Source organism: Barrientosiimonas endolithica, assembly GCF_030296655.1.
In the GTDB taxonomy this organism is placed as follows: domain Bacteria; phylum Actinomycetota; class Actinomycetes; order Actinomycetales; family Dermatophilaceae; genus Barrientosiimonas; species Barrientosiimonas humi.
This window is the reverse complement of sequence record NZ_AP027735.1, coordinates 2,428,277-2,452,566: the sequence shown is the minus strand read 5'-3', so window position 1 is coordinate 2,452,566 and position 24,290 is coordinate 2,428,277. Positions and strand designations below refer to the sequence as shown.

26 protein-coding genes and 2 pseudogenes are annotated in these 24,290 nt (G+C 74.1%); 14 read left to right on the top strand and 14 right to left on the bottom strand.

Features of this window, described 5'->3' with window-relative positions:
- Positions 1-5: 5 nt before the first annotated feature.
- Genes QUE40_RS12420 through QUE40_RS12410 form a run of 3 tightly spaced genes read left to right on the top strand, consistent with a single transcriptional unit; the run spans position 6 to position 2,864 of the window.
- On the top strand, positions 6-1,139 hold the full coding sequence (locus tag QUE40_RS12420; protein WP_289231161.1) for an aminotransferase class V-fold PLP-dependent enzyme: 1,134 nt from the start codon (positions 6-8) through the stop codon (positions 1,137-1,139).
- Between the two features lie 2 nt (positions 1,140-1,141).
- On the top strand, positions 1,142-2,011 hold the full coding sequence (locus QUE40_RS12415; RefSeq protein ID WP_289231160.1) for a hypothetical protein: 870 nt from the start codon (positions 1,142-1,144) through the stop codon (positions 2,009-2,011).
- A gap of 1 nt (position 2,012) precedes the next feature.
- Complete coding sequence (locus QUE40_RS12410) at positions 2,013-2,864, top strand: hypothetical protein (RefSeq protein ID WP_289231159.1); 852 nt, start codon at positions 2,013-2,015, stop codon at positions 2,862-2,864.
- A 196-nt stretch (positions 2,865-3,060) separates the two neighbouring features.
- Here the strand turns inward: QUE40_RS12410 and QUE40_RS12405 are convergent, their stop codons facing one another.
- Positions 3,061-3,690 carry a hypothetical protein gene (locus QUE40_RS12405; RefSeq protein ID WP_289231158.1) on the bottom strand — a complete coding sequence of 210 codons (630 nt, stop codon included), beginning with the start codon at positions 3,688-3,690 and terminating at the stop codon, positions 3,061-3,063.
- 39 nt (positions 3,691-3,729) lie between these two features.
- Between QUE40_RS12405 and QUE40_RS12400 the strand changes: the two genes are divergently transcribed.
- On the top strand, positions 3,730-4,599 hold the full coding sequence (locus QUE40_RS12400) for a hypothetical protein (protein ID WP_289231157.1): 870 nt from the start codon (positions 3,730-3,732) through the stop codon (positions 4,597-4,599).
- Positions 4,600-4,643: 44 nt separating this feature from the next.
- Here the strand turns inward: QUE40_RS12400 and QUE40_RS12395 are convergent, their stop codons facing one another.
- From QUE40_RS12395 to QUE40_RS12355, 9 genes are all read right to left on the bottom strand, one after another.
- Positions 4,644-5,150, bottom strand: coding sequence for a hypothetical protein (locus QUE40_RS12395; protein WP_289231156.1), 507 nt, complete (start codon positions 5,148-5,150; stop codon positions 4,644-4,646).
- A 2-nt stretch (positions 5,151-5,152) separates the two neighbouring features.
- Positions 5,153-6,829, bottom strand: a complete 1,677-nt coding sequence (locus QUE40_RS12390) for an ABC transporter permease family protein (protein ID WP_289231155.1) — start codon at positions 6,827-6,829, stop codon at positions 5,153-5,155.
- Positions 6,826-7,344: an ABC transporter ATP-binding protein gene (locus tag QUE40_RS12385; protein ID WP_289231154.1), complete on the bottom strand. Its 519-nt coding sequence runs from the start codon at positions 7,342-7,344 to the stop codon at positions 6,826-6,828. The genes QUE40_RS12390 and QUE40_RS12385 overlap by 4 nt, the downstream gene beginning before the upstream one ends.
- 160 nt (positions 7,345-7,504) lie before the next feature.
- A complete protein-coding gene (locus tag QUE40_RS12380) occupies positions 7,505-7,810 on the bottom strand; it encodes a hypothetical protein (RefSeq protein WP_289231153.1) in 306 nt (101 codons plus the stop codon).
- 162 nt (positions 7,811-7,972) lie between these two features.
- Positions 7,973-9,595, bottom strand: a complete 1,623-nt coding sequence (locus QUE40_RS12375; RefSeq protein ID WP_289231152.1) for a CCDC113/CCDC96 family coiled-coil domain-containing protein — start codon at positions 9,593-9,595, stop codon at positions 7,973-7,975.
- On the bottom strand, positions 9,588-10,430 hold the full coding sequence (locus QUE40_RS12370; RefSeq protein ID WP_289231151.1) for a periplasmic binding family protein: 843 nt from the start codon (positions 10,428-10,430) through the stop codon (positions 9,588-9,590). The genes QUE40_RS12375 and QUE40_RS12370 overlap by 8 nt, the downstream gene beginning before the upstream one ends.
- A 7-nt stretch (positions 10,431-10,437) precedes the next feature.
- Entirely contained in the window at positions 10,438-12,783 is a 2,346-nt protein-coding gene (locus QUE40_RS12365) for a glycosyltransferase family 2 protein (RefSeq protein WP_289231150.1), read from the bottom strand.
- A gap of 4 nt (positions 12,784-12,787) precedes the next feature.
- Entirely contained in the window at positions 12,788-13,846 is a 1,059-nt protein-coding gene (gene pseI, locus QUE40_RS12360; protein WP_142005898.1) for a pseudaminic acid synthase, read from the bottom strand.
- Positions 13,847-13,856: 10 nt separating this feature from the next.
- A complete protein-coding gene (locus tag QUE40_RS12355; protein ID WP_289231149.1) occupies positions 13,857-14,369 on the bottom strand; it encodes a GNAT family N-acetyltransferase in 513 nt (170 codons plus the stop codon).
- Positions 14,370-14,483: 114 nt separating this feature from the next.
- On the opposite strand from QUE40_RS12355, the gene QUE40_RS12350 reads away from it, so the two are divergent.
- The 4 genes from QUE40_RS12350 (at position 14,484) to QUE40_RS12335 (ending at position 17,221) form a co-directional block, all read left to right on the top strand.
- Positions 14,484-14,735, top strand: a complete 252-nt coding sequence (locus tag QUE40_RS12350) for an acyl carrier protein (RefSeq protein WP_142005896.1) — start codon at positions 14,484-14,486, stop codon at positions 14,733-14,735.
- Positions 14,732-16,009, top strand: coding sequence for an AMP-binding protein (locus QUE40_RS12345; RefSeq protein WP_289231148.1), 1,278 nt, complete (start codon positions 14,732-14,734; stop codon positions 16,007-16,009). The genes QUE40_RS12350 and QUE40_RS12345 overlap by 4 nt, the downstream gene beginning before the upstream one ends.
- Before the next feature lie 135 nt (positions 16,010-16,144).
- Positions 16,145-16,750 carry an SDR family NAD(P)-dependent oxidoreductase gene (locus QUE40_RS12340; RefSeq protein ID WP_350227157.1) on the top strand — a complete coding sequence of 202 codons (606 nt, stop codon included), beginning with the start codon at positions 16,145-16,147 and terminating at the stop codon, positions 16,748-16,750.
- A 69-nt stretch (positions 16,751-16,819) separates the two neighbouring features.
- Positions 16,820-17,221 carry a hypothetical protein gene (locus QUE40_RS12335; protein ID WP_142005894.1) on the top strand — a complete coding sequence of 134 codons (402 nt, stop codon included), beginning with the start codon at positions 16,820-16,822 and terminating at the stop codon, positions 17,219-17,221.
- Here QUE40_RS12335 and QUE40_RS12330 read toward each other — a convergent pair.
- The gene (locus tag QUE40_RS12330; protein WP_289231147.1) at positions 17,169-18,332 is read right to left on the bottom strand and encodes a hypothetical protein; all 1,164 of its coding nucleotides are present in this window, start codon (positions 18,330-18,332) and stop codon (positions 17,169-17,171) included. The genes QUE40_RS12335 and QUE40_RS12330 overlap by 53 nt on opposite strands.
- Positions 18,333-18,489: 157 nt before the next feature.
- Between QUE40_RS12330 and QUE40_RS12325 the strand changes: the two genes are divergently transcribed.
- From QUE40_RS12325 to QUE40_RS12300, 6 genes are all read left to right on the top strand, one after another.
- Positions 18,490-19,230: a glycosyltransferase family 2 protein gene (locus QUE40_RS12325; protein WP_350227156.1), complete on the top strand. Its 741-nt coding sequence runs from the start codon at positions 18,490-18,492 to the stop codon at positions 19,228-19,230.
- Complete coding sequence (locus QUE40_RS12320) at positions 19,231-20,025, top strand: hypothetical protein (RefSeq protein ID WP_289231146.1); 795 nt, start codon at positions 19,231-19,233, stop codon at positions 20,023-20,025.
- A 20-nt stretch (positions 20,026-20,045) separates the two neighbouring features.
- Positions 20,046-20,210, top strand: coding sequence for a hypothetical protein (locus QUE40_RS12315; protein WP_289231145.1), 165 nt, complete (start codon positions 20,046-20,048; stop codon positions 20,208-20,210).
- A 131-nt stretch (positions 20,211-20,341) separates the two neighbouring features.
- Positions 20,342-21,106, top strand: coding sequence for a hypothetical protein (locus QUE40_RS12310; protein ID WP_142005891.1), 765 nt, complete (start codon positions 20,342-20,344; stop codon positions 21,104-21,106).
- On the top strand, positions 21,103-21,690 hold the full coding sequence (locus QUE40_RS12305; protein ID WP_289231144.1) for a DNA glycosylase family protein: 588 nt from the start codon (positions 21,103-21,105) through the stop codon (positions 21,688-21,690). Before QUE40_RS12310 ends, QUE40_RS12305 begins: the two co-directional genes overlap by 4 nt.
- Positions 21,645-22,037: a DNA glycosylase family protein gene (locus tag QUE40_RS12300; RefSeq protein ID WP_289231143.1), complete on the top strand. Its 393-nt coding sequence runs from the start codon at positions 21,645-21,647 to the stop codon at positions 22,035-22,037. The genes QUE40_RS12305 and QUE40_RS12300 overlap by 46 nt, the downstream gene beginning before the upstream one ends.
- Before the next feature lie 192 nt (positions 22,038-22,229).
- Here the strand turns inward: QUE40_RS12300 and QUE40_RS19290 are convergent.
- The 3 genes and pseudogenes from QUE40_RS19290 to cofD form a co-directional block, all read right to left on the bottom strand.
- Positions 22,230-23,317, bottom strand: a pseudogene (locus tag QUE40_RS19290) (coenzyme F420-0:L-glutamate ligase).
- Positions 23,314-23,463 carry a hypothetical protein gene (locus QUE40_RS19285; protein WP_350226962.1) on the bottom strand — a complete coding sequence of 50 codons (150 nt, stop codon included), beginning with the start codon at positions 23,461-23,463 and terminating at the stop codon, positions 23,314-23,316. Before QUE40_RS19285 ends, QUE40_RS19290 begins: the two are co-directional and overlap by 4 nt.
- 29 nt (positions 23,464-23,492) lie before the next feature.
- Positions 23,493-24,287: pseudogene (cofD, locus tag QUE40_RS12285) on the bottom strand (2-phospho-L-lactate transferase); the annotation flags it as partial.
- Between the last annotated feature and the right edge of the window lie 3 nt (positions 24,288-24,290).

The following is a 24,290-nucleotide window of genomic DNA, read 5'->3' as shown; positions in this document are numbered from 1 at the left end:
TGCCCATGTTCCTTCCGTACGGCCGCCAGTCGATCGACGAGTCCGACATCGAGGCCGTCGCGCAGGTGCTGCGCGGCGACTGGCTGACCACCGGACCCGCGGTCGAGAAGTTCGAGCGCGAGCTGGGTTCCGTTGCCGGACAGTCGAACCCGGCCGTCACCGTGACGTCGGGCACCGCGGCGCTGCACGTGGCGTACGCCGCGGCAGGCATCGGCCCCGGCGACGAGGTGGTCACCACCCCGCTGACCTTCCTCGCGACCGCCACCTGCGCCGCGATCCAGGGCGCGACGGTGGTCTTCGCCGACGTGAGCGACGACACGGGCAACCTCGACCCCGCGGCCGCGGCCGCCGCCGTGACCGACCGCACCCGGGTGATCAGCGGCGTCGACTACGCCGGCCACCCGATCGACGCGCCCGCGCTGCGGCGGGTGGCGGACGACGCCGGGGCGCTGCTGCTGGAGGACGCCGCCCACTCGATCGGCGGCAGCCTCGACGGCACCCCCGTGGGCTCGCTCGCCGACATCACGACGTTCTCCTTCTTCCCGACCAAGAACCTCACGACCGCCGAGGGCGGCGCGGTCGTCTCCTCCGACACCGAGCTGCTGCAGCGCGCCCGCACGTTCAAGGGCATCGGCATGGTGCGCGACCCCGAGCGGCTGCGCAGCACCGACGAGGGCGCGTGGTGGTACGAGATGCCCGAGCTCGGCCTGAACTACCGCCTGCCCGACGTGCTGTGCGCCCTGGGCTCCAACCAGCTCACCCGGCTCGGGCGCTTCAAGGCCCGCCGCGCCGAGATCACCGCGCGCTACTCCGCGGGCCTCGCCGACCTCGACGGGGTGCGGCTGCCCGCCCAGCGTCCGGGCGCCGACCCGGTGTGGCACTTCTACCCGCTGCGGGTCCTCGACGGGCGCCGGCGCGAGGTGTTCGACGCGCTGCGCGCCGCCGAGATCGGCGTGCAGGTCAACTACATCCCGGTGCACTGGCAGCCGTGGTTCGCCGACCGCGGCTACCGGCGCGGGATGTGCCCGGTGGCCGAGGAGTACTACGAGCAGGAGATCAGCCTGCCGATGTTCCCCGACCTGCGCGACAGCGACGTCGACCGCGTGATCGAGCAGGTGCGCACCGCCCTCGGCGGCTGACGGTGCACCACGCCAACCACTTCTACGGCCACGCCGAGGTGCTGGCCCGGTGGTGCGGCCGCCCCGGGCCGGTGACGATCTGGGGCTACCTGCAGCACGGGTGGAACACCTACGACGGGTTCGCGGTCGGGCACGAGCTGGTGCCGGGCTGGCCGCGCCTGGTCTGGTCGCCGGCGGTCGCCCGGCGCGGCTGGGCGATGGGGCGGCGCGACCACGAGGTCGTCGGGGCGCCCTGGGCCTACCTGCTGGAGCTGGAGGGGCAGCGGGACTGGGAGCGCGCGAAGCCGGAGCGCGCCGGGACCATCGTCTACCCGTTCCACGGCTGGGAGGGTCAGCGCATCCTCGGTGACCACGGCGCCTACGCCGACGACGTACGCCGGCGCGAGGGGGACGTACCCCTCACCATGTGCCTCTACTGGACCGACTACGAGAACCCCGACATCCGAAAGGTCTACGAGGACAAGGGGTTTCGGGTGATCACGCACGGGCGGCGCGGCTTCATGCACCGGGACGGCGACCCCGGCTTCCTCGACCGGCAGCTGGCCGAGCTGCGCCGGCACGCCCGGGTGGTCTCCAACCGGATGGGCTCGGCGCTGCTCTACGGCGCGAGCACGGGGGCCGAGATCGGCATCTACGGCGACCCGATGGTCCTGCAGCGCGACCATGCGGTGCTGGGCGGCATGGCGCGGCAGCGGCGGCTGCTGCCCGAGCTGCACACCGACGCGGTGCCCCGCGAGGTGGCGCGGGCCGTGGCGCGGCGCGAGCTGGGCCAGGACCACCTGCGCCCGCCCGCGCAGCTGGCTGCCCTGCTGGGATGGGACGATGAGCCACGCCCACCGACCGCCGCCGACCCGCTGAGGAGGCCCGCCTGACATGGACTCCAGCAACCACTGGTACCGCCACGCGCACATCTGGTCGGCCTACTGCGGTCTCGGGTTCGACCAGCCGCCGCGCATCAACGGCGTGATCCAGCACGGCTGGACGTTCGTGCACGGCTTCGGCGCCGGCCACGCCCCGCCGCACGGCTTCGCGAAGTACGTCTGGTCCGACGTCAACCGGCGCCGCGGGCAGGCCGTCGGCTGGCGCGACTACGTCGTCACCGGCGCGCCGTTCCTCTACCTGGAGCAGATGACCCCGCCGGACCCGCAGGCGCCCGAGCCGGAGGGGACGATCTGGTACCCCTTCCACGGCACGGTCGACTACGAGGCCGTCTCGGGCGACCACGACCGGTTGATCGACGAGATCCACGCCGTCGAGGACGGCCCGGTCACCATGTGCCTCTACTACGTCGAGTTCGCCATCGACGCGATCCGGGAGAAGTACGAGGACGCCGGCTTCCGGGTCATCACGCACGGCGAGCGCGGCGTGAAGTGGACCGGCGGCAACCCCGACTTCCTGCCGGGGCAGCTGCGCGAGCTGCGGCGGCACAAGCGGGTCGCCTCGAACCGGCTGTCGACCGCGATCATGTACGGCGCCTCGCTCGGTCTGCAGCCGGCGGTCTACGGCGACCCGATGGACCTCGTCGGCGTCAAGGCGGGCTTCAACGGCTCGCAGCTGCTGGAGTTCACCTTCCCCCACCTGCACGGCACCGACATCGACGCCGAGCTGGCGCGGCAGGTCGCCGACGTCGAGCTCGGGCGCGACGCGATGCTGGAGCCGCAGGAGCTGGCGCTGGTGCTCGGCTGGGAGCAGGAGTGGCGCGAGAGCAACAAGGAGAGCGCATGACCGTCATCGCCCGCCCCGACAACGTCACCCTGGTGCCGGGGGCGATGCAGAACTGGTCCGACCTGGAGCACCGCCCGGCCGGGGCTGCCGCGGCGGTGCGTGCGCTGCTGGAACCGCTGCTGCGCCACGACGCCCGCGTCGCAGTCGTCGGCCCGCACGCGCTCGACCTGGTCACCGGCATCGCCGGCCGGGTCGGTCACCTCACGGTCTTCACGCGCTCGATCCCCGACGCGATCACCTTCGGCCAGGCGCTCACCGACCACGACGCCCAGGTGGTCTGCGGGAGCCTCGCGGACCTGCCCGAGCCCGCGGAGACGTACGACCTGGTCGTGGCGCTCGACGACGTCACCCGGGTGTTGTCGCTGGAGACGACGGTGCTGACCTGGGCCGAGACGTTCGCCGGGATCCGGCGTCTCGTGGCGCCGGGCGGCACGCTGCTGCTCGCGGTCGAGCAGGAGCTGGGGCTGCACCGCATCGCCGCGCTGCGCTCGCGGTTCACGACCAACACCGACGCGGACTGGTCGGTGACGGCGACGTACGACCGGTCGCGGCCGCGCTCGGTCGAGGCGCTGAGCGCGCTGCTGTCCGACGCGGGTCTCCCGGTCGCGACGAGCGCGTCGGCGTTCCCGTCGTGGGACGACCAGCAGGTCGTGGCGATCGACCCGACCCGGCTCGACCCGGCGCTGACCACGCTGCTGGGCGCGGTGACGACGGGGTCGCCGGCCTTCCGCCGGCTCGGTTCCGACCCGACGCGCGTGGCGCGCGCCGCGGTGCTGTCGGGGCGGCTGCCCGAGCTCGCGTCGGCGTGGATCGTCGTCGCCGGCACCCCCAGGCCGACGCTGGTGGAGCCGGCACCCCCACGCTGGTGGAGCCGGCACCCCCACGCTGGTCGAGTAGGCGAGCCCCCAGGGCGAGCCGTATCGAGACCACCGGGCCGCAGGTGCTGGAGTCGGGCCGCGGTGGGCAGGTGGTGCGCTACACGGCTGCCGCGGGCGCCGCCGGTGACCAGGTCGAGCGCGCGACGGTCGACGGTGAGCAGCACAGCACGATCACGGTGCGCCCCGACGCTCGGCTGTTCACCGACGACCTGCTCGACGCGGCGGCCGGCAGCGAGCAGGCCGAGCTGCGGCGGCTGCTGCGGGCCTACGCCGAGCGGGTGCGCACCTGGGGCGCGGACGGGACGCTGCCTGCCGCGTGCTCCGACGTGCGCCCGGACAACCTGCTGCTGCAGGGCGACGAGCTCGAGCCGATCGCGCCGGGGGCCGGCGGCCGCAGCCCCGAGGAGGCGCTGTGGCAGGGGCTCGGAGACCTGGTGCAGGTCATCCGCGCGCGGGGTGCGCGCCACCCGTGGCCCTCTGCGACGGACGACCGCACGATGCTGGCGCTGCTCGGCTCGATGGCCGGGCTGGACCTGCCCGACGACGTCGAGCGGTTCGTGGCGCCGGTCGAGGAGCCGACGCTGCCGGCGTACGACGTGCCAGGGCTGCTCGCCGTCATCGAGCGGCTGGAGGAGACCAACGCGGCGCTGGCCTCGCGGGCGCAGTGGTTCGAGGACCGGCTCAACACGCGCGAGCGCGAGATGCGTTCCCGCTCGGCGCTGCACGAGCAGGAGATGCGCCGCGCGATGCAGCAGCAAGAGACGCTGCGCCGCTCGGCCGAGGACGTGCGCCGCTCGATCACCTACCGCACCGGCAACCTGGTGATCGGCCCGCTGCGCCGGATCAAGGGCGACTAACCGTCCGGACCTGGGGGTTGGGGACCGGACTCGGCCCGGCAGAGCTACCCGCGGCGAACAGCCAAAGGGTCGGTCGTCCGAGTTGCGCGGACGCTGACCGCAGCAGCCACGGCTCCGATCACGAGCGCGGCCACGATGGCAGACGTGGCATAGGCGTCAGAGGGTTCCAAGCGTGCATCCGCCGTCGATATCGCGGTGGGTAGGAGGAAGTAGATCAGGGTTGCCAGGAAGCCGGCTGCAGCGATCGGGAGGAACACCGAGAGCGCCGCGTGCTGCCACAGCCAGCGGCGGTTCCCCCGGACTGCGGCGAGGACGGAGAGTCGGCGGGCGTCGCTGACGGTCTCGCTGGTCAGCATCGCTGCCATGGCAAGCGTGAGGAGTGCGATGGCGATTGTGCCGTAGAGCACGATCCAACGCGCCCTGATCCGGTTGGGCTCGCTCCCACTGATGGCCGAGGCCGCAACCGACTCCAGCCGCAGCCCACCAGCCACGTACGCCGTCGACTCCCTGGTGAGATCGCGGACCGACAGCGGTGATCCCGTGGTGGACACGATCAGCAGCTGGCACTGGTTCCTGCCCTGCGCGGGGCAAGGGTCTCCGACCCTGACCCGTGTCGCCCCTCCACCAAGTGCAGCGAAGGTGGCCTGGGTCCGCAGCGGGAGGGTTCGCAGGTCGATTGGCCCCCAGTCGCCGCGCAGGGCAGGCCGAGTGCTCCGAGTTCGGGGCACTCGGTGGCGGACACGCTCTGACTCGGGATCGCACGACCCCTCTGCGGCAGCTGCGTCTCGACCCAGACCGGACGCTCTGTGGGCGGGAGCGTCGCGAGGAACGCGCGAACCTGTCTGGTGGGGAGAACGTCGGAGGCGACAAGCACGCTGTTGTCGACCGCCCGTTGAGCAGCGTCACCTGCCTGGAACTGCGATCCCAGCAGGCCTACTGACAGCTGGACCTGGCCCAGCGTCAAGATCGCCAGGCAGATGGCCGTCAGCATCCGCGCCGTGCGCCGTGGGCGGGCCTGCATCAGCCGTCCTGCCGTGAGTGCGGCTGGGGCATTCCATCCGAGCCTCGGTGACGAAATGGCTCTGCCCAGGGCATTCACGAGGACAGCGACGACGGCAGAAAGCGTGCAGGCGACGATGATCACGCACAGGATGTATGCCTGCTGGCGTTGTGGCCCGGTGAGCATGGGCGGTACCCACAGGCAGACGATGACGGCCGCCATGCAGATCCAAGCCCGGGTGGTCGGCAGTGTGTCCTGAGGGACGAAGAAGCGCCCGCGGGTCGCCCGCCGCGGGTTCAGCGTCCGCCACACAGGGATGGCCAGGACTGCGAACGTGATCACCATGGTCACGAGTGGCGTCGCGAGCAGGAGCCCCGGCCTGCCGCGCAGATCGGCTGGCGCGGTGATCTCGCGCAGCCAGGGCAGCGTCAACGGCACCGTGAGGAGAACGGTAGTGACCAGTGCTCCGGCCGCGAGGCCGATAGCGATGGGGCCTGCGCACTCGATCCAGCGCATCACGACCAGCTGTGGCCGGCTGGCGCCCAAGGCGGCCAACCGGCGCACGCGGCGCCGAGCGATGTCGCCGCCCATCCCTGCTGCCGTGATCAGCGCGACCAGGCCCGCGAACCCCAGGGTTCCCCAGACGCAGGCGAGGACGTATCCGATCCCCAGGCGGTTCAGGAAGGCCAGTCCCACCGAGGAGGCGAGCTCGCTCAGGTCGTCGTCACCGAACGCGTACGCCGGTCTCAGTCGTGACCGATCGAGCGTGCCGGGAGCGGGACGGACGTAGACCCGGGGGTCGGTCGCCGACTCCAGCCCGGAGATGGCGATGGTCTGGGTCGGCCGGCCGAACATGTCGCCCACCCCCATGCGTCGGACGCTCGGGGACAAGGCGGCCTCTCCGGGCCTCGGCCACCGACTCAGCCCGGGTGGCACTGGCGCGCCCGACGTCAGCGGTTCGATGGTGATGACGACGATCTGCTCACTGCCGATGGTCTGGAAGCGGTCGTCGATCAGGAACGTCGGAGGGTTGGTGTCAGACGCCCGGACCGCGAGCAGATCCTGCGAGCGGTTGCTGATCACGGCGTCCCGAGACACCGCCATCGCAGACAGCGAGCCTGCCATGCAGATTGCGAACACCCCGATGATCAAGCACACCGCGCGCAACGGCCGCCAGGTCGCCCGGGTCTGAGACACACGCGCCAGACGGGCCAGATCAGCAGGACTCACCTCGAGCCATCCTCGAGCCGAACGACATGGTCGGCACGAGCGGCGACGTCCCTGTCGTGCGTTGCGACGACCAGGGCTGCTCCGGTCTGCTGCGGAAGGGCGAAGATGATTTCTGCGATCTGGTCTCGGGTGTCGGAGTCCAGTGATGCCGTGGGTTCGTCGGCCAGCAGGAGCTGAGGATTTCCCATCAAGGCCCTGGCGACCGCGACGCGCTGCTGCTCGCCGCCGGAAAGGTCCGACGTCCGGGCCGCCTGGGTCGGGACGCCGAGTGTGCTCAACCATCGAGCGGCCTCGTCATGAGCTTGGCTGCGGTGCTGCCCTGCGAGCATTCCGGCCACCATGACGTTCTCGACAGGCGTCAGGTCCTCGACCAGCTCTCCGCTCTGGAACACCACGCCGACCTCGCTCCGGCGCATTCTGGTGAGCGCCGACTGCGATGCGTGCATCACGTCGATCGCACCGACGCGCACCTGGCCGCTGTCCGGCCGAAGCAACCCGAGCATGATCGAGAGCACCGAGGACTTCCTGATCCGCTTTTGCCCATGAGCGCCACTGACGTCCCCGGGTCCACGGTCATGGAGAACTCGTGCAGGATCAGCCGATCCTCATACCGGAGGGATACGTGGCTGACGCTGACGGCGGGGGCCGTGTCAACGGTCCCCGCCGTCGCCGGCGTCACTGCCATCCGCTGCAGTCGTCCGGGTCCCAGGTGTAGACGACGCAGGCGCGCACGGAAGTGATCTCGCGGGAGGTGTCCCGGAAGGCTTCCGTTCCGCTACCGCTGCCGTTGTACAGGCTGCCGCCTGTGCCGTCGCTCCACCGGTAGTGACCGCGCGTTCCGTGCCCGTCGGCCTTGTAGTCGCTCGTGGTGAAGCCGCTGTACCAGCCGCCACTCCCGGACCCCCGGCCGTTGAACGCTCCGGCGCCGTTGTTGAAGGCGTCGTGGTATCCAGCGGCGAATGCAGGCGAACCCAGCATCATCGCTGCACCCGCGGCGACCCCTACGACTGTGAGTTTCCTTCGCACGATGTTCTCCTCCCTCGAGTCCTTCCCGAGGAGACTCAATGTGACGCAGCTCACAGGTGGGGGGGTTATTTACTGATTCTTTACCTTCTTCAGACCAACGCTTGACCGAACGCACGGTCAGCGGGTGCGGCGCACGGCGCGCACCTTGCTGTCCAGGCGCCGCATGATGCCTCGAGCGAGGGCGTCGGGGTGACGCAGCAGGGTCAGCCGGCGCAGCTGGTTGGCGGTGCGATAGGTCGAGGACTGCTGGATCTCCCGGGTGCGGGCCATGGCCTTGTCACGGTTGCGGGCCGCGCCACGGGCCTGGTCGCGCAGGCTGCGGATCGCCTTCTCGCGCACCTGCAGCTGGTCGTCGCGCGCGGCCAGCGTCGCGGTGAGCATCTCGACCCGGGCGCGCAGGTGCGCGAGCTCCTCCTCGACCTCGGCGGGCAGCCCCGCGGCGGCGGCAGCCGCCGCGTCGTCGCCGTCGGCGCTCGCCTCCCCGGCGTCGGTGGTCACCGGCTCGGGCACCTGCTCGACGCCGGACATGCCGAGCCACAGCCGTACGCGCTCCTCGCCGCGCAGCGACGCAGGCCACAGGGTCTCGCGGCCGGCCGCCTGCAGCCGTTCCTCGAAGCGGCGCCAGGCGTGGACCAGGCGCGTGTCGGGCTCGGGCGTGGCCGACGGGTCGGCCTGGGTGAGGCCCCGCGAGAAGCTGCCGCCAGCGGCCACCCGCACGGTGTCGAGGCGCAGGTCGAGCGCCTTCTGCGCCGAGGCGCTGTTGCGCACCCAACCGCCGAATCCCTCTGCCAGTCGGCGGAACTCGGCGTCGTCCCCGCGGGCGATGGCCCGGTGGAGCGCCCGCTCGACGGTGACGTCGTCGGGGATCTCCTGCGGGAGGCGCGCTGCCCCCGCCGGCTGCCCGCCGACGACGAACGGCTGCCCCGGGCCGGCCTGGTCGACCCACAGCACGACGCCGTCGCGGTCGAGCCAGTAACCCGTGCGCGGGCGTCCACCGACGACCGCGAGCCACGCGTCGGCCAGCGCGGGGAGCTCGCCGGAGCGGGCCGACGCGGCGACCAGGTCGGGCACCCGCTCGCCGCCGGACTGCTCGTCGCGGCCCGACTGCTCCTCGGCGATGCGGGTGAGGGCGTCCTCGACCAGCTGCGCCGGGACCGACCCGTCGCGCGCCGTGGCCAGGGCCGCCGTGTCGACCGCGGCGACCGGTGCGTCGGCCGGGCCGAGCAGCGCGTGCACCGTGCTCACCGGCAGCCGCGCCGCGCGCAGCCGGACGTCGAGCTGGGTGACACCGACCGGACGGGTGGGGTCCTCGTCGGCGCGGGCCCAGCCCTGACGCGACACGTCCAGCGTCAGCGCCGACAGCGGGGCGTCGTTGTCGACCCGCAGCACGAGCGTGCCGCCCGGCTCGAGCAGCCCGACGACCTGGTCGAGGCGGGCCGACCAGCTGAGGGCGTCGACCGGCTCGGCGACCGCGTCGAGCCCGGCGAGGCACAGCACCAGGTCGTACCGCTGCCCGCTCGCCACCACCTCGTCGAGCCGCGGCGAGGCGTCGGCCGGGCCCAGCGGGTCGACCCACACGGCCTCGCGGGTGCGGGTGCCGACCAGCTCGCGCACGTCGTCGGGCACCGGTCCGAGCACCAGCGCCGACTCGGCGCGGGGGAGGGCGTCGTCCAGCACCGCGGCGGTCAGCGACCGCTCGGCGGGACGCTCGGTGGGCTGGTCGGGGGTGAGGTCAGACACGGGGCCTCCATTCGAGCACCGCGCGCAGCTCGTCGCGCGGCAGGACGTGGTCGCGGCCCAGCTCGTGGCCGGCGAGGTCGGTCAGGGCCGCCGGCGAACCGGCCGCCTCGACGAGCGCCGCCTCGGCGCTCGAGCGCGGCTGCTGCCGCCCGAGGAGCGTCGTGGGCAGGCCCGCGGCGGCCGCCATGAGCAGGTGCTCGTCGGGGTGGGTCGCGAGCACGGCCGTGTGCCGCAGCATGAGGTCGCGCAGCTGCATCAGCCGCGCCACCTGGGGGCTCGCGGCGGGCAGGTCGGCCGGCACCAGCGGCACCACGTCGATCCCGGCCTCGACGTACGCCGTCCGCACCTCGGGCGAGGCCGCGTCGGCGGGCAGCAGTGCGGCAGTAAGGCGTTCGCCCTCGTGCTCGCGCGCCTCGTCGGCGATGCGGCGGGCGGCGTGCCGGCCGTACAGGTCGTGGCGCGGCAGCAGCAGCGTGCCGCTCGGCGGCTCCGCGAACCGCTCGACCGGCTGCTCCCCGGGCTCGGGCCGCTCGCGCAGCTCGTGCGGGACGTGGTCGCGGTGCACGTCGAGCAGGTAGAGCCACGGCGCCCCGATCACCACGTGGCCGCCGAGCCCGCGCGCGCGCCGGAACCGGCGCGCCGAGGAGCTCCACAGGTAGGCGGTGCCGCCCGGGCCCACGTCGATCGTCGCGCAGGGGGAGGTGACGTGCCAGTCGTGCTGCACGTGCCCGGGGACGCTGCGCGGCCACAGGGTGGTCAACCAGCTGTGCGACTTCTCCAGCAGCGACAGGGCCAGCGCCTGGGTGGAGCCGTAGCGGTGGTTGTGAGGATGCATGCCGGCGTCACCGTACCTGCGCGTGCACCGAGTCGGCGGCGGTGGTGACGGTGACGTGGCGGCCCTGCGTGGTGACCTCCGCGGGCAGCTGCGCCATGAGCCCGGGCTCGCAGATGACCTGCACGCCCGTCTGCACGCCGTCCTGCTCGAGCTCGGCGAACAGGGTCCAGTAGGCCGCGGGGGCGCCGGGGTGGCTCGGCGCGTCGTGCTCGGGGACGAGCGCGGCGGGGTCGACCGCGGCCTGCCACCCGACGGCCCCGGTGCCGCCATCACCGTCGGCCCCTGCCTCGGGGCCGAGATCGCTGACGGCACAAGGGATCTCGACGTAGTCGTCGGTGCCTGGAAGGAATCGGCGCCAGGTGATGCCCTGAACGGGCTCGCTGCTCCAGCGCCGCCCCTCGACCACGAGTCGGTCGGGGGTGATCCGCGCGGCCACGGCCGCCGGGAAGGCGGGTCCGTGGGTGAGCTGCACCAGCCCGAAGGGCGAGCGGGTGAGCTGGATGAGCCGGCCGTCGGCGTCGACCGCGGCGTTGCGCCGGTGCGCGGGCCAGACGATCTGGTGGGAGCCCAGGTCGGTCTCGAGCCGCACCGCGCGCGTGGCGCGCAGGGTGAACGGGTCGTCGGGCTCGTCGCCGGTCGCCAGCGCCGCACCGGGCAGCGCCACCTCGGCGACCCGGCCGTCGTCGGAGAGAGCGGCGGGGAAGGTCAGCGTGCCCCGGGGGAGGCGCACCTCGAGGTCGGCCCGGTTGAGGGCGTACGGGCTGTGCACGACGAGGCGGATCGCGTCACCCTCGCCCGCGGCCGACTCGACGGTGACCGGGGCGGGGCTGCGGTGCAGGCAGAAGGCGCCGGCCGGACCCTTGCCGGGCTGCACCCACTCGGTCGGCGACAGCCACGCGCCGTCGGGGTAGGTCGGGCTGCCGGGCCGCATGCCCTGCAGCTGCGCGACGCGGTGCACCCCGCCGTTGTCGAGGTCGAGCTCGAAGCGCACCGGCCACACCAGGTCGTGCTCGGCCGCGAGCCGCGGCACGTCGACCCGGGTGCGGAAGCCGACGCGGCTGCGGCCGGAGAACTGGTCGGTGGTGTCGATCCGCTCGACCGGCAGCTCGATGCGCTCGATGCCGCTGACCAGGTTGACCCGCAGCGTGGAGTCGTCGCGGATCGGCACCTGGGTGATCTCGGCCGTGCCCTGCACGAGCGCGGTGGTGCCGTCCCAGCCTACGTGGTCGACGGTGCTGCGCAGCTTCAGCGAGGTCGTCGGGATGGTGAACGCCTTGCGGGGCGCCGACGAGCGGCGGCGTCCTGGGAAGCCGATGTCGAACCGCCACGGCGCCGCGCGGTTGCGGGTGATCCGGCCTCCGCCGACGAGCCCGCCCTCGTCGCGGAACCGGGCGAGCTCGACGAGCAGCTCGGCGTCGCCGTCGCGCAGGGCGTGCATCTGCAGCTGGTCGAAGCGGGGGCGCTTGCCGATGTCGAACTGCAACCGCCCCATGAGCCGGGTGCCGAGCTCGACGGTCTTGTCGAGGTCCTCCGGCGGCACGACCGCGAACGCCTGCGCCAGCGCGACCACGTCGATGCCGGCGAGGTAGTCGTGGGTCGACCGGCGCACCTCGGGGGTGGCGCGCGAGTCGACCAGGTCGAGCACCCGCTCGGCCGAGACGACCCGGTCGAGCAGGTTGTCGTAGCGGAACACCTGCTGGGTGATCGAGTCGCCCGACTCGCGCTCGCGCCAGTAGTAGACCGGCGTGCGCAGCACGTCGACGGTCAGCGCGTCGAGGTGCGCCGCCATCGTGACGGGGTAGTCCTCGTACTTGATCGCCGGGAAGGCGTAGCCGAACTCGTCCCAGAAGCTGCGCCGGTAGACCTTGTTCCAGACCATCCGGTCCATCACCAGCACCGGCTTCTCCAGCACGTGCGTGGCCCGCGCGTCGCGCGCGCACGGCCGCTGGTGGGTCCAGGACTGACGCACGCCGGACGTACGGCTGAACCGCTTGGCGTTGCCCAGCACGAACGAGGACCCGCTGTGCTCCAGGGAGCCCACCATCTGCTCGAACGCGCGCCGCGGCACCAGGTCGTCGGAGTCGACGAAGGTGAGGTAGTCGCCGCTCGCCTGCGCGGTGCCGGTGTTGCGCGCCGGCCCCAGCCCGGCGTTGTCCTGCTGGACCAGGCGGAAGCGGCTGTCGAGGTCGACGTACTCCCGCGCGATCTCGACGCTGTCGTCGGGGCTGCCGTCGTCGACGAGCACGACCTCGAGGTCGTCGAGGGTCGAGCGGCGGATCGACTCCAGGCAGTCGCGCAGGTAGGCCTCGACGCCGTAGTAGGGGACGACGACGCTGAGCAGCGGTCGGGTCATCGGCTCAGATCAGGTCCCACGACAGCGCGGTCCCGCGGGCCACGTCGCGGGTGAACCTGCGGCCCTCGACCCGCGAGAACTCATCGGGCGCAAGGCCGTTCGCGGGTCGGATGGACCGCACGTTGTCGGCGGTCACGGGGTCGCCGGCGCGGACGTCGGCGACGACGTAGAGGCTGCGGCGGAAGCGCAGCCCCTCCTGCTCCTGCTGCCGGGCGCCGATGCGCGGCTCCCCGAGGCACTGCCAGGCGACCTTGGTCTGCGAGACCAGCGCGGCCAGCTCGTCGGGCTCGGAGGAGAAGGAGGAGTCGACGCCGCCGCCCTCGCGCTGCAGCGTCACGTGCTTCTCGACCAGCACCGCGCCGAGCGCGACCGACGCGATCGGGGCGCCGATGCCGATGGTGTGGTCGGAGTAGCCGATGAGCGTGCCGAACGCGTCGCGCATCACCGGGATGCCGCGCAGGTTGGACTCGCTCGGGTCGGCGGGGTAGTTGGCGGTGCAGGCGAGCACGACGATCTGCTCGTTGCCGGTGCTGCGTGCGGCCTCGACCGCCGCGTGGATCTCCGACACCGACGCCATGCCCGTGGAGATGATGATCGGCTTGCCCTTGCTGGCCGCCAGCCGCACCAGCGGCAGGTCGACGATCTCCGACGAGGCGATCTTGTAGGCCGGGGCGCCGAGCTCTTCCAGCAGGTCGACCGCGGTCGGGTCGAAGGGCGAGGAGAAGATCGTGATGCCGACCTTCGCGGCCTCCTCGAACAGCGGCGCGTGCCACTCCCACGGGGTGTGCGCCTCGGTGTAGAGGTCCCACAGCGTGCGCCCGCCCCACAGCTCGTGCCCCTCCGAGAGCCGGAAGTCCGGCGCGTCGGACTCCAGGGTGATCGTCTCGGGCTTGTACGTCTGCAGCTTCACCGCGTGCGCGCCCGCCTCGGCGGCCATCCGCACGATCGCCAGCGCCTTGTCGAGCGACCCGTCGTGGTTGCCCGACATCTCCGCGATGATGTACGGCTCGTGGTCGGGACCGATCCGGTGCTCGCCGATCGTGATGCTGGTCGTGCTGGCCATGCGGTCGAGCCTAGGACTTGTCCGCGGGGCGCTCGCGACGCACCCGGTGCACCGTGACGGTGGCCTCGCCGATCTGCCGCTCGTCGCTGCTGACCTCGACGAACCCGTTGCGCCGGTTCATCCGGCGCACGGCGGCGTTCTGGTCGAGCACCTCGCCCTCGAGCACGTCCAGGTCGAGCTCGGCGTCGGCGTAGCGCACCGCCTCGCGCTGGATCTGCATCCACGCGGGCAGCAGCTCGCCGCGCTCGCCGAGCCCGGCGTTGTCGAGGTAGTAGCCCCACATCGCCGACCGGGTGCCGTCGTCGGCCGCGGCGATGTCGAAGAAGGTGACGACGCCGCACGGCACCCCGCCACGCTCGTACACCAGCACCCGCCGCGACGGGTCGCCCTGCAGCCCGGCCCACCAGCGGGCGTGGGTGTCGGGGTCGATCTCGTCCTGGGTGAGCGACACCGCGCGGACCTCGGGGTGGTTGCGCCAGCGGCGGATGGGCTCGACGTCGGCGTCGGTGGCGGGGCGAAGCATTCGCGTCACGCTACAGGGGCGGGGCGACAGGGGCGGGGCGACGCGGTGCGGCGGCTCCTACACTGGGGCGCGGCCCGCAAGCCTCGGGCCTCACCCACACGTCAGCGAGGATCGATGAGCACGCTCAGCCGGGACCAGGTGCGCGAGATGATGGCCGAGGTGCTCTCGGCCCAGGGCAAGCAGCTGCCCGCCGAGGACTCCGCGTCGTTGCAGGAGATCGGCTTCCGCTCGCTGGACTTCTCCGAGCTGGCGCTGCGCGTCGAGGACGAGATCGACACCGAGCTCAACTTCGACGCCCCCGGCCTGCGCTCCATCGAGACCGTCGGCGACGTGCTCGACTTCCTCGACCAGCTGCAGAACGCGTGACCTATCCCGCCGGCGCGGGCAACCGCGTGGTGATCCCCGGGTCCACCGGCTTCGACGGCACCTGGGAGCAGCTGTCCCGCGAGCCGTACGCCGGCGCCGGCCTCGACGGTCCGACGCTCGCCGAGCTGCCCGCGGCGGCGGCGTTCCTCGCGGCCGGGCCGCTGGAGGCCGCTCAGGCGGCGTGGCTCGCCGCGTCCGACCCGCAGCGCGAGACGCTGATCGCCGCCGAGACCCGGGTCGACGCCGAGCAGGCGGCGCAGCTGCGCCGCGACGGGCTCGCCCTTGTCCGGCGCACGCCCGAGCCCGACGTCGTCGTCGAGCCGGCCGACCCGGAGCGCGAGCCGGCGCCCGGCCGGGTCTGGCTGCTGACGTCCGGGTCGACGGGCCGGCCCAAGCAGGTCGCCCACACGATCGCGTCGCTGACCACCGTCGCCGGTGACCAGCCGGCGCGCACCTGGCTGTGCCCGTACACCTCCGGCGCCTACGCCTGGTGGCAGGTCGTGACGCTGTCGCTCACGCTGCCCGGGCAGGACGTCGTCTTCGTCGACGGCGCGCGCCCCGACGAGTGGCCGCAGCAGGCGCTCGCGGCCGGGGTGACGGCGGCGTCGGGCACGCCGACCTTCTGGCGGCAGGCGATCTTCCGCAGCGGCGAGACCCTGGCGCGGCTGCCGCTGCAGCAGGTCACGCTCGGCGGCGAGCCCGTCGACCAGGCGGTGCTCACCCAGCTGGCCGAGCTGTTCCCGCAGGCCCGCGTGTCGTGGATCTACGCCTCGTCCGAGGCCGGCGCCGCGATCGCCGTGCACGACGGGCGGGCGGGCTTCCCCGCGGCGTGGCTCGACCGCGACACCCCGGGGCGGCCGAGGCTGTCGGTCGACGACGGCGAGCTCGTGATCGCCGCGAGCCAGGCGGCCGAGGGCATGGACGCCGCGATCCGCACGGGCGACCGCGCCGAGGTGCAGGGCGACCGGGTGCTCATCACCGGCCGCATCGCCTCCGACGAGATCAACGTCGGCGGCGCCAAGGCATCGGCGTCGAAGGTCACGGCCGTGCTGCTCGAGCACCCCGACGTGGCGTGGGCCGCCGTGCGCGGCCGCCGGGCGCCGCTCGTCGGCAACGTCGTGATGGCCGAGGTGGTGCTGCGCGAGGGCGCCACGACCACCGACGCCGAGCTGACCGCCTGGTGCGCCGAGCGGCTGCCCGACTACTCCGTCCCGCGCCGGCTGCGCATCCTGCCCGAGATCCCCATCAAGGAGTCGTTGAAGAGCGATGTCTGACCCCACCGACCCGATCCCCGCCGCCCGGACCGTGCTCATCACCGGGGGCACCAAGGGCCTCGGCCTGGAGCTGGTGCGCGACACCCTGGCCCAGGGCGCGAAGGTCGCGACGTTCTCGCGCTCGCTGACCCCGAGATCGAGCAGCTGCAGCGCGAGCTGCCCGACCAGGTCTACGCCGCGCCGCTGGACATCAACGACGAGGCCGGCGGCAAGGCGTTCCTCAAGGACGCCGCCGCGAAGCTCGGGCCGATCGACGCGCTGGTCAACAACGCGGCCATCGGGCAGGACTCGCTGCACCTGCACACCTCGCCCGAGCGCATCGCCCAGATCGTGCAGACCAACCTCACCGCGCCGCTGATCCTCACCCGCGCGTTCATCCGGCACGCGATGGCCAAGGTCGGCCGGGGCCGGATCGTCATGGTGACCTCGATCTGCGCCCAGCGCGGCTACTCCGGCCTGGTCGCCTACTCCGCCACCAAGGGCGGGCTCGACGCGGCCATGCGCACGCTGGCCCGCGAGATGCACGGCCGCTTCCTCGTCAACTCGGTCGCGCCCGGCTTCTTCGCCTCCGAGATGAGCTCGGTGCTCGGCACCGAGCAGCTGTCGACGATCAGCCGCCGCACCCCGTCGGGCCGCCTGGTCACGCCCGCCAACATCGCGCCCGTCGTGCGCGGGCTGCTGTTCGACGACACCAACCTCAACGGCCAGGCGATCGTCATCGACGGGGGCGGGTCGATCTGACCCGCGAGCTCGCGTCGCTGCGCCGGGGAGATCCCCGGCGAGCTCGCGAGCGCGCTCGCGGCGCCGGCCGTGCTCGTCGGCCAGGGGTTCCGCGACACCCACCCCCGGCTGCCGCGCTCCTACCTCGCCGACGGTCGGGTCGTCGCGTGGGACGTCACGCCGCCGCCGGGCTGGTCGGTCGCGGTCGACGCCGAGCTCGAGGGGCAGCAGCTGTCCGACCTGGTACGCCGTCGCGCGGGTCTGCCCGTCGGCACCGGCCAGGCGCAGACCCTCGTCGCCTGGACCCAGGCCGAGGTGATGGCCAAGCTGCTCGACGTCCCGATCCTGTTGCGGCTCAAGGAGTTCGGGCTCGGACTCGCCGACCTCGGCGAGCACGAACCGGTGGCCCTGCACAGCTGGGCCATGCACGGCCTGATCCTCACCGTCGGCGTGCACGCACCGCCTCGGTCAGCCGCGACGCCGGAGCGGTGAGCACCAGCAGCATCCGCCGGGCGAACGGGCCCTCGGTCGCGTCGACCACCTGCTCCAGCGCCCGGATGCGGCGCTCCTGCTGGGCGTAGCGCTCCTGCAGCCAGCGCACCTGCCGGTCACGGTCGGCCAGGTCGTCGCGCAGCCGGTGCGTCTCGGCGGCCGGTCCTTCGCGGTCCACGTCGGGCCGTGCGAGGGCGTTCTGGTCGAGGTCGGTCTGGTCGAGGTCGGCCTGGGCGAGGTCGGTCTGGTCGAGGTCGGTCTGGGCGAGGTCGGTCCGGGCGGTGCCGGGGCCGGCCGGTCGGGCGTCGCCCACGAGCAGCACGTCGTCCGGCAGCGCCGCCTCCTCGACCGGGCCCTCGACAACCACCCAGCCCGCGGCGAGCTGGGGGAGCGCGTCGGCCTCGACCGCGCGGCGGGCAGCCGCCACCCCGACCACCTCGCGCGGCAGCGTCGCGAGAGCCGCCTCGAGCTGCGCCGGCGGGACCGCGGGGCCGGCGAGGACGTACGGGCTGGGGAGGGTGGGCAGCACGGACAGCACGCGGGCGCCGGGCGCGAGGGCGGCCAGCTCGCCGGCGTGCGGGCGGCGGCGGTCGAACCCGGGGCTGCCGACCCACCAGTCGGCGTCCACGTCGCGGCGCGGGCTGCGCGGCAGCGGGCTGGTGAGGTCGTTGCCGACCAGGGCCACGAGCACGCCGCCGGGGCGCAGCGTGGCGCGCGCCAGGTCGAGCAGGCCGGCATGGGTGAGCGGCTCGTCGTCGGGGGTGAGCGCGGTCTCGGGGCCGTCGAGCACGACGCAGGCGGCGGCCGTGCCGCGCGGCGGGTCCTGGGTCAGCAGCGGCTCGGTGCTCGCGGGTCCGGTCGGGCTCCACGCGACCGCGGCATCGGCCGGGGCGTCCTCGTGCGACGCGCCAGGGTGCGACGCGCCCGGGCGCGACACGTCTTGCCGCCCGCGGCGCAGCACCTCCCGCGAGGCGAGCGGACCGGCCGGCGAGGCCGCCAGCTGCGCGGCCCGCGGGCCCAGCAGCAGCACCGGGCCGTCGGCCGGCAGCACCCGCTCCAGCAGCTCGCACAGGACATCCATAGCCATGGTCGTCGGGGTCTGCTCTGCCACGCCGATAGCCTAGGCCGGTGCCCGGCTCTGACCCCCTGCCCAGTGTCGGGGCGGTCGTGCTGCACATGGGCGACCGCCCGCGCGAGCTCGCGACCGCGCTGCGCGACCTGCTGCGCCAGCGCGGCGTCCGGCTCGACGTCGTCGTCGTGGGCAACGGCTGGCGTCCGACCGGGCTGCCGGAGGAGTCCGCTCGACCTACCTGCCGACCAACGTCGGCATCCCCGAGGGCCGCAACGTCGGCGCCCGCGAGGTGCACGGCGACTACCTGTTCTTCTTCGACGACGACGCGACCATCCCGCGCGACGACGTGCTCGCCCGGCTCGTCGAGGTCGTGCGCACCCGGCCGCGCGCCGCGCTGTGCCAGCCCGGCCTCACCGACCCCGAGACCGGCGCCGCCCCGCGCCGGTGGGTGCCGCGGCTGCGGGTGCGGCCCGGCGAGGACCAGGGCGGGCAGGTCGCCTCGTTCTCCGAGGGCGTGGTGCTCGTGCGCCGCGACGCGTTCCGCGAGGCCGGCGGCTGGCCGGGGCAGTTCTTCTTCGGGCACGAGGGCATCGAGCTCGCCTGGCAGCTGGTCGAGCACGGCTGGACGCTGTGGTACGACCCGGGCATCCAGGTGCACCACCCCTACACCGAGGCCGCCCGGCACGAGATCTACTACCGCACCAACGCCCGCAACCGGGTGTGGGTCGCGCGCCGCAACCTGCCGGTACCGCTCGTCCCGGTCTACCTCGGCACCTGGACCGCGCTCACCCTCGCCCGGGTGCGCGACAAGGACGCGCTGCGCGTGTGGTTCCGCGGGTTCGCCGAGGGCGTGCGCGAGCCGGCAGGCCCGCGCCGGCCCATCTCCTGGCGCACGGTGCGCGAGCTGTCCCGGGCCGGTCGGCCCCCGGTGATCTGAGTGGCGGGCCACTACGTCGTCGTCACCGGGGCCTCCAGCGAGACGCACCTGGTCTACGTCGCGTCCTACCTGCGGCACCTGCTCACCGACGGGCAGCCGATCACCGTGGCCTACCCCGGCCGCGGGCAGGTCGACGTCACCCGACCCGACCTGCGCGCGCTGCTGCCCGACGAGCCGGGCCTGCAGGTCGAGGTCATCAACGGCGAGGGCTGGACCGCCCCCGCCGACCAGGAGCTGACGTACGTCTCGATCGGCGTGCCCGGCCTCAAGCCGTGGGCCCAGCTGCGCCGGGCCAACCGCGGCCGCGCGATGCACGTCGTCGTCACCGACGAGGGGCTCGGCTCCTACGGCACCTGGCGCACCCGCCGCGAGGCGTGGCTGCGCGAGGGTGTGCGCGAGCCGTGGCGGTCCGTGCGCACCACCGCCGTCACCGCCGGCGCCCGCTGGCTCACCACGCGTCGCTGGCCGATGTACCAGCAGGTCGGCGAGCAGTGGCGCGTCGTCGGACCGGTCGCCGAGGAGTTCCGGCGGCACCTTCCGCTGCGGTCCGACGCGCTCGTCGCTCGCCGACGCGTCGTGCTGCTCAGCCAGCCCTGGATCGAGCTGGGCGTCGTCAGCGAAGCCGTCTACCTCGACCACGTCGAGCGGCTCGCCGGCGAGGTCGACAAGGCCGGCAGCGAGCTGCTGGTGCGACCGCACCCCAGCGAACGTCCGGGGCGCTACCGCCACGTCGGTGAGCTCCCCAGTGCCGGACCGGCCGAGCTCGACCCGACGGTGGCGTACGCCGGGGGCTGATCGGCGGACCCAGCACCGCCATGCTCAACCTGGCCGCGGTGCACGGCGTGCCCGCGGTGCGGGTGGGCGTGCCCGGGCGGCCCGACCTCGACACGAACCTCAGCAGCCAGCAGACGTCGCTGCTGGACCAGTTCCTCGGACCCGTCGTCCCCGACGACGCCGTCCACGAGCGGCTGCAGCCGTAGTCGCCGCGACGTACCTGTGCGACCTGGGCGTCCTGATCGTCGCGCCCCGGTTCACCACGTAGTGTCGTGGTGTGAGCAGTACCCCCAGGCGCGGTCGATCGGCGAGGTCGTCCGGGCAACAGGTCTCGAAGGTGTCGCGCGCCGCCGAGGTGGCGGGTGACGAGGTGCGCCGGCTGGTCGAGCGCCCCGCCGTGCAGCGCGTGGTCGGGCGAGCGGTCGACGCGGCCCGCACGACCGCAGGCCGGCTGCCGGGCGGTCACGACGAGGTGCAGCTGAGCGCCGCCGACCTGCGCGGCGTCCAACCCACCGGCGTGCTCGTCGACGGCGCCCAGGCCCGCGCGGCCCGGGCCACCGCGCGAGCGATCGGGCTGCCGCGCGCGCTCGACGGCGCCGCCTCGTGGGTCGCGCTCGGGGCGCTGGCCGCGCTGCTGCGCGTGGCCGACGACGGACGCCGCCGCGCCGTGGTCATCGAGGCCGGCGCCGGGTCCCGCTCGGTGTTCAGCCGGTGGGCCACCGCCGCGGGCTTCGCCCCGCTGCACCTCGACGTGACCCGCCCCGACGTGGTCGGCGACCGGCTCGACCCTGGCAGCGTCGACCTCGTGGCGCTGCTCCACCCGCGCAGCACCACCCCCGACGACGTCGACCTGGAGCTCGTGCGCTCCAGCCTCGCGGTCCGGAACGGCGGCCTGGTCGTGGTCTCGCTGCAGCTCGGCCCGGTCGAGACCGGCGGTTTCGGGGTGGCCGACGTCCGCGCCCTGGTGGCTCGCGCCGGCGAGCAGGGCCTCGCGCTCGTGGGCGAGCTCGACATCGACGACGTGGCCCGGGCGACCCGCGCGCAGGCGCAGCACCGCGACCGACCGATCGGCCTGGTGCTGCTGACCTTCCGCCGCCGGTGAGCGCAGCGCCCGACGAGCGCACGACGTACGCTCCGGGCCGGCCGGTCCCGCTCCTGGCCATCATCGGTCCGCTGCGGCACGGCGCCGGCGACCCGACGTTCCGCAGCGTCGACGGCAGCACCTGGCTCGGGCAGCGCACGCCCGAGGGCCCCGCGACCCTGCGGCTGGACGTGCGGCGCGCCGCCGACGGCGACGTGGTCGAGGCGGCGGCCTGGGGTCCCGGCGCGCGGTGGGCGGTCGCGCAGGTCCCCGAGCTGCTCGGCGACCGCGACGACCCCAGCGGGTTCGTGCCCGCGCCGGAGCATCCGGTGCTGCGCCGGGTGCACCGCGAGCGGCCGCACTGGCGGGTGCCGCGCTCGGGCCTGGTCGTCTCCGAGCTGGTGCCGGTCGTCGTCGAGCAGCGGGTCACGGGCCGGCAGGCGTTCCAGGCCTACCGCCGGCTGGTGCGCGGCTACGGCGAACCGGCCCCGGACCCGGCGCGGACCTCGGCCTGCTCGTGCAGCCCACGGTCGCGCAGTGGCGCCGGGTGCCCTCGTGGGTGTGGCTGCGCGCCGGCGTCGACGCGCAGCGGGCCGACACGGTGATGCGCGCGCTCGCGGTCGCCCCGCGCCTCGCGGAGATCACCGGCCTCGCCCCGGCCGACGCCCGCCGGCGGCTGCGCCTGGTCCCCGGCATCGGCGTCTGGACCGCGGCCGAGATCGCCCAGCGCGCCCTCGGCGACGCCGATGCCGTGAGCGTCGGCGACTACCACGTCGCCAAGCACGTCACGCATGCCCTCGAGGGCGTCGTCGGTGACGACGCGCGCATGCTCGAGCTGCTCCGGCCGTACGCCGGGCACCGGTTCCGCGTCCAGCGACTCCTGGAGACGGCGGGTGTGGGGGCGCCGCGCCGCGGGCCGCGGATCACCCTGCCCACCCACCTGCCGCAGTGACCCCGCGCGCACCGGGCCCCGCCGCCGCATTTCGTACGTTCACGCACGATCTGCGCGGGCGTCGCCCGGGATGGCGGGGGTGGCCGCTGCATTTCGTACGTTCACGCACGATCTGAGGAGGCGCGGCCCGGGATTGCGGGGGTGGCCGCCGCATTTCGTACGTTCACGCACGATCTGCGGGGGCGGCGCGGCTCAGCGCTCGCGCACCCGCAGCCGGACCACCCCGTCGGCCCCGTGACCGTCGAGCCCGTGACCGTCCGCGTCCGGCAGCCGCTCACCGACCAGGCGCTCCCCGGCGAGCGCGACCTCCACCCGGGCCCAGGCGCGGCCGAGCAGCACCGGGTCGTCGGCGCGCAGCTCGACCCGGTCGCCGTCGCTCGTGGCGCCCACGCCCGCCTCGCCCCCGCGCCGGACCGCCGGGTCGGCGAGCGCGACGCGGACGGCGCGGGCGATCCGGTCGGCGAGCGGCTCGGGGTGCACCGACTCGATGCCGCACGACTCCGACAGCGGCGACCCGGCCGGCACGCCCAGCGCGTCGCGCACGGCCTCGGCGCGGCCGAGGGCGAACCAGTCCTCGGGGCCGGAGCGCACCAGCTCGCGCGCGCGGGTGCCCGGCCCGTCGACCACGAGCCCGTCGAGCCCGCGCACCAGCGCGACCGGCACCCCGTCGAGCTTGCCCTTCACCAGGTCGGCGGCGGCCGCGACCTCGTCGGCGAGGCAGCGCACGGTGACGGCCAGCTCGCGACCCTCGGAGTCCGTACGCCCGCGCAGGTCGTCCACCCCGCGCACCCCGGCGAGGCCGAGGGCGAAGTCGGTGAGACCCGCGCGCCACGGTCGCCCGGCCGTGTCGCTGAGCACGACGCCGACGCGCACCGGCTCGCCCCAGGCACCCACGACCGCCGCGCGCAGCCCGCGGCGGCGGCGTCGGGGTCGTGGGGGAGCAGCAGCAGGTCGCTCGACCCGGTGTTGGACGCGTCGATGCCGGCGCCGGCCATCACCGGACCGGCCAGCGCGGCGACGACCCGGGTGGTGCCGGTCGAGGTGGCGCGCTCGCTCACGACCCGGTCGGACTCGGCCAGCACGAGCGCGGCGCGGTCGTCGGTGGTCGGCACGAGGTCGTCGGCCTTGGAGACCAGCTTGCTCGTCACGACCAGCAGGTCGCCGTCGCGCAGCCGCTCGCCCTGCGCGCGCAGCGCCGTCACGACGAGGGCGCCCACGTCGTCCCCGGCGCGCACCTGCGGGATCCCGCGCACCGGCAGGATCGTGAGCGGTTCGCTCATCGAGCGAGCCCCAGCGCCAGGTCGAGCGCGCCGCCCGCGATCTTGGCGGCGTGGTCGATGTCGCGCATGAGGATCGGCATGTGCGCGCTGGTGGCGCGGCTTCCGCGGGGAGCGGGTCGTCGGCGTCGGCGTCGTCGACCAGCCACCCGTCGAGGAAGTCGGCGTAGAGCCCGGCGACCGCCGCCGCGCTGGGCTCGAGGTCGAGCACGGCCAGGCAGGCGTCGGCGTGGCCGCGCACCGGGGCGCCGCCGATGATCGGCGAGACCCCGACGACCGGCGCGGTGGTGCCGCGCAGCGCGTCGCGCACGCCGGGCACTCCGAGGATCACGCCGATCGACACGACCGGGTTGCTCGGCGGCAGCAGCACCACGTCGGCTGACCGCAGCGCGTCCAGCACGCCGGGGGCCGCGGCCGCCCGGTCCAGCCCCGCGACGACGAACCGGCGCGCGGGGATCGCGGCCTGGTGGCGCACCCACCACTCCTGGAAGTGGATCGCCTGCTCCTGCCCGTCGCGCTCGATCACCACGTGGGTCTCGACGGGGACGTCGGTCATGGGCAGCAGGCGTACGCCCTGGTCGGGCAGGCCCCACCGCGCGGCCAGCCGCGCGGTCACCTGGGACAGCGTCTGCCCCTGCGCGAGCCACTGGCTGCGCGCGACGTGGGTGCCGAAGTCGCGGTCGCCGAGCCGGAACCACTGCGGCGTCGCGCCGTAGGCCTGCAGCTCGTCCTGCACCGCGAACGACTCGTCGGCCCGGCCCCAGCCCTGCCCCTCGTGCACGCCGCCGCCGAGCGTGTAGAGCAAGGTGTCCAGGTCGGGGCAGACCCGCAGCCCGAACAGGGAGATGTCGTCGCCGGTGTTGCCGACGATCGTGAGCTCGTGCGGGCCGTCGTCGCGCTGGTCGAGGTGCCGGCGCAGGCCGCGCAGGAAGCGCGCGCCGCCGACCCCTCCGGCGAGGGCAGTGATGTGCATGGC

Coding starts and splice junctions, on each gene's coding strand:
- QUE40_RS12410 (WP_289231159.1), top strand. CDS start 2,013: ATGGACTCCAGCAACCACTGGTACCGCCACGCGCACATCTGGTCGGCC.
- QUE40_RS12420 (WP_289231161.1), top strand. CDS start 6: ATGTTCCTTCCGTACGGCCGCCAGTCGATCGACGAGTCCGACATCGAG.
- QUE40_RS12370 (WP_289231151.1), bottom strand. CDS start 10,430: ATGCATCCTCACAACCACCGCTACGGCTCCACCCAGGCGCTGGCCCTG.
- QUE40_RS12365 (WP_289231150.1), bottom strand. CDS start 12,783: ATGACCCGACCGCTGCTCAGCGTCGTCGTCCCCTACTACGGCGTCGAG.
- QUE40_RS12355 (WP_289231149.1), bottom strand. CDS start 14,369: ATGCTTCGCCCCGCCACCGACGCCGACGTCGAGCCCATCCGCCGCTGG.
- QUE40_RS12380 (WP_289231153.1), bottom strand. CDS start 7,810: ATGATGCTGGGTTCGCCTGCATTCGCCGCTGGATACCACGACGCCTTC.
- pseI (WP_142005898.1), bottom strand. CDS start 13,846: ATGGCCAGCACGACCAGCATCACGATCGGCGAGCACCGGATCGGTCCC.
- QUE40_RS12315 (WP_289231145.1), top strand. CDS start 20,046: ATGCTCAACCTGGCCGCGGTGCACGGCGTGCCCGCGGTGCGGGTGGGC.
- QUE40_RS12350 (WP_142005896.1), top strand. CDS start 14,484: ATGAGCACGCTCAGCCGGGACCAGGTGCGCGAGATGATGGCCGAGGTG.